The organism is Protofrankia sp. CiP1_Cm_nod4 (assembly GCF_982290645.1).
Genome location: NZ_CEVIVC010000131.1, coordinates 1 through 7,265, shown reverse-complemented (window position 1 = coordinate 7,265; position 7,265 = coordinate 1). Strand labels below are relative to the sequence as shown.

Genomic DNA, 7,265 nt, shown 5'->3' with positions numbered 1-7,265 from the left:
TTCAGGTGGCGTGAACGGGCGGTCCGGCAGCTGCGGGCCATCCCGCAACCGGCCGCGCTGACGATCCTGCGGGCCCTCGTCCTGCTTGGGGACGACCCGCGCCGCCCGGACGCGAACGTGCGGAGACTCGCCGGCTACGAGGACCGCTACCGGCTGCGGGTCGGCGACTACCGGATCATCTACGACATCGTGGACGGGCAGCTCATCATCCTGATCGTGGGAGTCGGCCACCGCCGGGAGATCCACCGGACGATGTGACGGGGGCGCCGAGCGGCGGGCGTGGCCGGGCGGCCGCGCGGTAGACCTCGGCGAGCCGGGTGCCCGCCGCGTCCCAGGTGTGCCGGTCGCGGGCGTCCAGGCAGCCCTGCCGCAGCGTCGCGAGCGTCGCGGGGTCCTCGGCGAGCAGCTGGATGTGCTCGGCCAGTGTCGCGGTGTCCGTCGCCTGGTGGACCAGCCCGTCGACCAGGTGCCGGGCCGGGGAGCCACAGGCGTCGGAGATCACCGGGACGCAGCCGCAGGCGGCGGCCTCCAGCGTCACCAGGGCGCTCCCCTCGGTGACGCTGGGTAGTACGAGCGCGTCCGCGCTCCGGAAGAGCGTGCCGAGGTCGTCGACGAACCCGAGCTCCCGGACCCCGGGCAGGCTCAGCAGCTCGCCCAGGCTCGCGCGGTACTCAGGCATGATCACACCGCAGATGAGCAGCTCGCCGGGGGCGCCCGCGTCGCGCCAGGCGCGCAGCGCGTAGTGCAGCCCCTTGTTCGGCTCGCCCCGTCCCGCGAAGACCATGGTGAACGGGCGGTCCGCCGGGCGGGGGAGATCGGTGGGGAAGAACCGGGCCGGGTCGTAGCCGTAGGCGTGCCGGACCAGCCGGCCGGTGTCGGCCCCGTACTCGGCGAAGGTCCGCACCACATAGTCGGACGGGCACAGCAGCGTGCTCGCCGCGTCGTACTCGGCGTCCTCCCGGCGGAGATGACCGGTGGTGCCGCGATGGGCGTGCCCGCGCGGGAGCTGGATGCCGCAGGCGGCGGCCTCCTGCTCGGCCAGCCCGCAGGCGGACCGGCTGTGCGGGCTGCACACCTCGCGCAGCCCGGGCAGGCCGATGCGCCGCGCCGTCCGCAGGGTGTGGATACAGCCGCGGGGCCAGGTGTGCACGACGTCGTAGGCGTACGGGCGGGTGGCGAGTTCGTGGGCGGTACGCCTGTCGTGGTAGCCGTAGGCGCGGCGGACGCCGATGGCCCGGTGCGGGATCCGCCGGCCCCGGGCGACCATCGTCTCGACGACCTCGGCCGCGCCGTCGAGTTCCCCCGCCAGGCTCGTGCAGTACACGGTCACCGCGAAACCCGCGTCAATCATGCTTCTGACCTGGTGGAACGCGGTCGTGGAGATCCCCGGCCGGCCGAGGGTGTGCGGAAACGAGTACAGGACGCGCAGCGGCCGTTCCCCGGCCGTGGCCGTGGCCGTGGCCGCGGCCGTGTCGTTCGTTGTGATTCCCGTGGTCATCGACAGACAACTCCCCCTCGTGAAGCGCGCCATTGCGGTGGGTGAACCGGTCTTCGGTGCCGTCGGTGAACGCGTGACGGATACCCGCTGCCGCATGTGCCGTGTCCGGCGCCACATCCGGATGGTCTACAGTATGGGCGCCGAGGTGGGGCCACTCACGCGCCGGTGCGTTACCTTACGGAGCGTGCGTGGAGTGACGGGGTGTAGTGCGGGCAGCTGTTCCGGTGAAATCGCCGGAGCTGCCCACGGCTTTGGGGGGTTGTTTCACGTTGCCACGGACCGTGTCCGACTACTATTTCGACCGGGAGACTCTGCGGCCGCTCGCGGAGAAATACGGCGCCTCCTTTCAGACGGCGCAGCCCTTCCGGCACGTCGTCATCGACGATTTTCTGCCCGCTGAGACGCTGCGGGCGGTCGTCGACGCCTTCCCGAAGCCGGGGGACGCCGACTGGCAGCGTTTCGACGCCAGCCAGGAGGTCAAACTCGCGCTGGCGGACGAGACACTGATGCCGGCGCCGCTGCGGCACATACTCCAGCAGTTCAACTCCGGCCCCTTCCTCGACTTCCTGGAGGAGCTGACCGGGATTTCGGGCCTGCTGCCGGATCCGCATCTTGTCGGCGGCGGTCTGCACCAGATCGTCCGGGGCGGTTTCCTGAAGGTGCACGCGGACTTCAACCGGCACCGCCGGCTCGGCGTGGACCGGCGGCTGAACGTGCTGCTGTACCTGAACGAGGACTGGGACGACTCCTGGGGCGGCCACCTGGAGCTGTGGGACCGCGACATGACAAAAGCCGTCCACCGGATCGCGCCGCTGTTCAACAGGTTCGTGGTCTTCGCGACCACCGACCACTCCTACCATGGCCACCCGGATCCGCTGCGTTCCCCGGAGGGGGTCACCCGGCGCTCGCTGGCCTGGTACTACTACACCAACGGCCGGCCGGCCGACGAGGCGTCACCGGACCACACCACGCTGTTCCGGGCCCGCCCCGGTGAGGAGATCCGCCCGACCGGGCTGGCCCGCGCCCAGGACATCGCCCGCCGGGCCGCCCCGCCCCTGCTCGTCGACGCCGCCCGCACGCTGCGCGCCCGCCGCCAGGCGGGGCGCTGAGCGCCCGGCCGGCGGATCCGGGAAGGGGGGCTGGGGCAGGTGACCACGTGACCGTTCTCGCCAGCGTCGTCATACCCGCGCACAACGAGGAGACGGTGATCGGCCGCTGCCTGGAGCGGCTCGCCGACGGCGTCCGCCCGGGGGAGATCGACATCGTCGTCGTCTGCAACGGCTGCACCGACCGCACCGCTGAGCTCGCCCGCGCCGCCGGGGCCCGGGTGGTGGAGGCACCCCGGCCGGGCAAGGCCGGCGCGCTCAACCTCGGTGACGACACCGCGACCGGCTTCCCGCGTTTCTACGTGGACGCCGACATCGAGGTCCGCGGCGGCGACCTGCTCCGGGTGGCCGAGGTGCTGCGGGCCGGCCCCGCGCTCGCGGCCGCCCCGCGGATCCGGGTCGCCACGGCCGGGGTGAGCCGGGCCGTCCGGGACTACTACCGCATCTGGCTGAAGCTGCCCTACACCCGCGACAACCATGTCGGTTCCGGTGTGGTGGGCGTCAGCGAGCGGGGCCGGGCCCGGTTCGACCGGTTCCCGGAGGCGATCGCGGACGACTTCTTCCTCTATCACCGTTTCACGGCGGACGAGCGCCGGACCGTTTCCGGCACCGAGTTCCTCGTCCATCCCGCGCGTACCGCCCGTGACCTGGTGTTACGCAAGATCCGGGTGTACGCGGGCAACATCGAGATGCGGCGGCTGGGCCTGGCGCCGGCCACCCCGGCCGCGGGCACGGCCGGGTCGAGTACGGCCGGGTCGAGTACGGCCGGGGTGGCGCGTCCCGGCCGGCTGCCCGGCTGGCTCGCCGTGGTGCGCGCCGAGCCGGCGCTGGTCACCGCCGTCCCGGCCTATGTCGCCATCTCCGCGGTGGCCCAGCTGCTGGCCCGGCGCAAGGTCCGACGCGGGCAGCTGGGCACCTGGGAACGGGATGCCAGCAGCCGGGTGAACGGAGCGGCCGCATGAGCGCGTCCGTGAGCGGGAACACGTCCGCGAATGGGAGCCCGTCCGTGAGCGGGAACGCGTCCGCGAATGGGAGCCCGTCCGTGAACGGGGGCACGGCCGAGGGGGCCACGATGCGGGGGAGCGCGTTCCGGGGGAAAACAGCCGAGGGGAGCGCGGCCAGGCGGGGGAAGGCGGCCGGCACGCGGCGGCTCAACGCCGTGAAATCGCTGCTGGACCCGCGTCCCTACGCGCATCTGTTCCGCATCCTGCATTTCTATTCCTATTCCCACACCCGGCAGAAGGCGCTGCTGACCCGCGGCCGGGGGGTGCGGTTGGCGCCCAACGTCTCCATCCGCAACGGCGAGCGGATCAGCATCGGCGACCACGCCCACATCGGTGAGCGCTGCTACCTGTGGGCGGGTGACAGCACCGGCCGGATCGACATCGGGGAATACGCGCTGTTCGGCCCGGAGGTGTTCGTCACGGCCTCCGACTACCAGATCGCCCCGGACGTCCCGGTCATGCACCAGCCCAGGCGCGAACGCGACATCCGGATCGGCCGGGACGTCTGGCTCGGCGCCCGGGTGGTCGTCACCGCCGGTGTGGAGATCGGCGACGGGTGTGTCGTCGGCGCGGGTTCGGTGGTGACCCGGTCGCTGCCGCCCGGCTCGATCGCGGTGGGGGCGCCGGCGCGGGTCGTGGGGAAGCGGGGTGAGCCGGGATGACCGGTCTCGAGACCAGCGCCGAGACCAGCGCCGAGACCAGCGCCGGGGCCGCCGTCAGGGCCGGCGTCGAGGTTTCCGTACTGATCGTCTCGTACAACACCGCGGAGCTCACCGTAAAGTGCCTGGAATCCCTGCGTGAGCAGACCAGGGACACCTCGTACGAGGTGATCGTCGTCGACAACGCGTCGACCGACTCCTCCGCGGCACGCGTCCGCGCCGCCTTCCCGGACGTCGAGGTGGTCGAGTCCGGGACCAACCTCGGTTTCGGACGGGCGGTCAACCTCGCCGCCCAGCGTGCCAAGGGCGAGTACCTGCTGCTGCTCAACCCGGACACGGTCGTTCTCGACGACGCGCTCGGCGCGCTGCTCGCGTTCGCGCGGGCCCGGCCCGGACACGGCATCTACGGTGGCCGGACGCTGCGTCCGGACGGCTCGCTGGATCCGAGTTCGTGCTGGGGCGTGCCGACGTTGTGGAGCCTGGCGTGTTTCGGCCTGGGGCTGAGCACCTGGCGCAAGGGCTCGGCGTTGTTCGACCCGGAGTCGCTGGGCCGGTGGCGCCGGGACAGCGTCCGTGAGGTCGGTGTCGTCACCGGCTGCCTGCTGCTGGTCCCACGGGCCGTCTTCGGTGCTCTCGGCGGGTTCGATCCCCGCTACTTCATGTACGGGGAGGACGCGGATCTCAGTGTGCGGGCCCGCCGCGCCGGCTGGCGCCCGGTGATCACGCCGAACGCCACCGTCATCCACCATGTGGGCGCCTCCTCGGCCCGCCGCTCGGACAAAATGATCATGGTGATGCGGGCGAAGGCGACGTTCGTACGCGATCACTTCGAGCCGGGCGCGCGTCAGCGGGCCGCGCTCGCGCTGCTGACCCTCGGCGTGGCCGTGCGGGCGGCGCTGGCGGTGCTCACCCGCCGGTTGCGGGCGGCGCGGCCGGCGACAGCACCGGCACCTGTGGCGACAGCACCGGCACCTGCGGCGACAGCACCGGCGGCGACGGGTGCGGCGCGGCCGGCCGCATCCGGGCCGGGACGTTCCGCGTCGGCCGCCGGCGCCTGGGTGGGGGTCTGGCGGAGCCGCCGGGAATGGCAACCGGGATACCCGCCGTCGCCGGCCGCCGCGGACCGGCCGACCGCGGGCTGACCCCGAGCTCGTCACGGGCGGACCGGACGGGCGGACCGGACGAGCGGAAAAGCACGTCCAGGCCACCCGCCCGGTGCCACCGGGACCGCTGTCAGGAATGTCATGCAATTCAGGTGTGGCGGCGGGTGAAAACCCGGGCCACCGGCGTCCGGGGGGCGACCGAAGGTGAACAAGCGTGTCCTGATCATTGTGCAGAATCTGCCGGTACCGTTGGACCGGCGGGTCTGGCTGGAATGCCAGGAACTTGTCCGGGCCGGCTACACGGTGTCGGTGATCTGCCCCCGCGGGCCGCAGGATCCCGATTACCAGGAGCTCGACGGCGTCCATCTCCACAAATACGACGCCCCGAAGACCAGGCCCGGCGTCCGTGGTTATCTGGCCGAATTCGTCGTGTGCTGGCTGAGGACGGCCAGGCTGTCCGTCCGGGTACGGCGCGAGATCGGTTTCGACGTCATCCAGGCGTGCAACCCGCCGGACACCTACGCGCTGCTCGCCGCCCCCTACAAGCTCACCGGGACGAAGTTCGTCTACGACCAGCACGATCTGTGCCCGGAGGTGTACCGGTCCCGCTTCGACCGCCCGTCCGACCTGCTGCTGCGCGGCCTCTACCTGCTCGAGGGCATCACCTACCGCCTCGCCGACCACGTGATCTCGACCAACGAGTCCTACCGGCTGGTGGCGATGGGACGCGGCCGGCGCGACCACGCCGACACGACGGTGGTACGCAGCGGCCCGGACACCGACCGGATGCGGCCGGGCGCGGACTCGCCGGACCTGCGCCGTGGCCGGCGCCACCTCGCCGTCTACCTCGGGGTGATGGGCCCGCAGGACGGTGTCGACGCCGTCCTGCGCGCGCTCGACATTCTTGTCCACAAGGACGGCCGGGAGGACATCCACGTCGCCCTGCTCGGTTTCGGTGACTGCTTCGAGGAGCTGCGCGCGCTGTCCACCGAGCTCGGCCTGGACGACTACGTGACCTTCACCGGCAGGGCGGACGCGGTCACGATCGAGAAGTACCTGCGGACCGCCGCGGTCGGCCTCGGCCCGGATCCGGCGAATCCGCTGAACGAGGTGTCGACCATGAACAAGACCATGGAGTACATGGCCTACGGGGTGCCGGTCGTCACCTTCGACCTCACCGAGACCAGGGTGTCCGCGGGCTACACGGCCTGTTACGTCGAGCCGGGGGACCTCGAGGGGTTCGCCCGGGCCGTCACGGATCTCCTGGACGACCCCGAACGTCGCCGTGAGCTCGGCCGCCAGGGCCGGGAGCGGGCCGTCGAGGTCCTCGACTGGCGGCTGCAGGCCCCCGGATACGTCGCCGTCTACGACCACCTGCTGGGCGCCACCAGCACCGACACGGCAGCCGGAACGCGGTCGTGGCCGCGCCGGCGACCGGCGTCCTGGCGGAAGGCCGCGGCCTCGACGGCGGCCTTCCTGGTGGCGGGGGCCGCTACGCTCGCCGCGGTGAACGGCCGGCGGGGCCGCTGGTGACGTCCGAAGCGCCCGCTCACCGCGGGCGGTAGCGGGCGGTGGAACGCCAGAACCCGGATGCGGACGGAAGTCACCTTCCGCTACCGCGTTACCTTCCGTTACCGCTTTTCTGGCGTGTCAGGCCTGCATGAGGGTGATGGTGCGGCCGGCGGGGCTTGTCGTGGTGGTGATGGTGGTGCGTTCGGTGATGTCGGGGGCGTCGGGTCGGGTGTCGAAGAGGACCAGGACACCGGTGTCGAGGCCCAGCCGGTCGAGGTAGTGGTCGAGCTGTTTCAGGCCGGTGCGCAGCGGGTTGGCGCGCCCGGCGCGCCAGACCTTGAGCTCGAGGGCTTCGCGTTGCCAGTGGCGTTTGCCGTCGGGGG

Annotated in this window: 7 protein-coding genes and 1 pseudogene; 6 read left to right on the top strand and 2 right to left on the bottom strand. The window is 72.0% G+C overall.

All coding sequences use genetic code 11. The features are described from left to right. On the top strand, nucleotides 1-258 hold a 258-nt coding region (locus AC5LSR_RS19435; RefSeq protein ID WP_493468774.1), incomplete at its 5' end, for a type II toxin-antitoxin system RelE family toxin. Here AC5LSR_RS19435 and AC5LSR_RS19430 read toward each other — a convergent pair. Then, nucleotides 206-1,498: a glycosyltransferase family 4 protein gene (locus AC5LSR_RS19430; RefSeq protein WP_250290872.1), complete on the bottom strand. Its 1,293-nt coding sequence runs from the start codon at nucleotides 1,496-1,498 to the stop codon at nucleotides 206-208. The two genes, AC5LSR_RS19435 and AC5LSR_RS19430, sit on opposite strands and share 53 nt — an antisense overlap. Before the next feature lie 269 nt (nucleotides 1,499-1,767). Here AC5LSR_RS19430 and AC5LSR_RS19425 point away from each other — a divergent pair, with 269 nt between their 5' ends. From AC5LSR_RS19425 to AC5LSR_RS19405, 5 genes are all read left to right on the top strand, one after another. After that, the gene (locus AC5LSR_RS19425; RefSeq protein WP_250283804.1) at nucleotides 1,768-2,607 is read left to right on the top strand and encodes a 2OG-Fe(II) oxygenase; all 840 of its coding nucleotides are present in this window, start codon (nucleotides 1,768-1,770) and stop codon (nucleotides 2,605-2,607) included. Between the two features lie 47 nt (nucleotides 2,608-2,654). Continuing rightward, nucleotides 2,655-3,566, top strand: a complete 912-nt coding sequence (locus AC5LSR_RS19420; protein ID WP_250290870.1) for a glycosyltransferase — start codon at nucleotides 2,655-2,657, stop codon at nucleotides 3,564-3,566. Nucleotides 3,567-3,646: 80 nt separating this feature from the next. Further along, complete coding sequence (locus AC5LSR_RS19415; RefSeq protein ID WP_250290867.1) at nucleotides 3,647-4,270, top strand: acyltransferase; 624 nt, start codon at nucleotides 3,647-3,649, stop codon at nucleotides 4,268-4,270. After that, entirely contained in the window at nucleotides 4,267-5,409 is a 1,143-nt protein-coding gene (locus AC5LSR_RS19410) for a glycosyltransferase family 2 protein (RefSeq protein WP_250283809.1), read from the top strand. Before AC5LSR_RS19415 ends, AC5LSR_RS19410 begins: the two co-directional genes overlap by 4 nt. Nucleotides 5,410-5,574: 165 nt before the next feature. Next, complete coding sequence (locus tag AC5LSR_RS19405; protein WP_250283811.1) at nucleotides 5,575-6,903, top strand: glycosyltransferase family 4 protein; 1,329 nt, start codon at nucleotides 5,575-5,577, stop codon at nucleotides 6,901-6,903. A 117-nt stretch (nucleotides 6,904-7,020) separates the two neighbouring features. Here the strand turns inward: AC5LSR_RS19405 and AC5LSR_RS19400 are convergent. Further along, nucleotides 7,021-7,265 (bottom strand): annotated as a pseudogene (locus tag AC5LSR_RS19400) (ATP-binding protein); the annotation flags it as partial.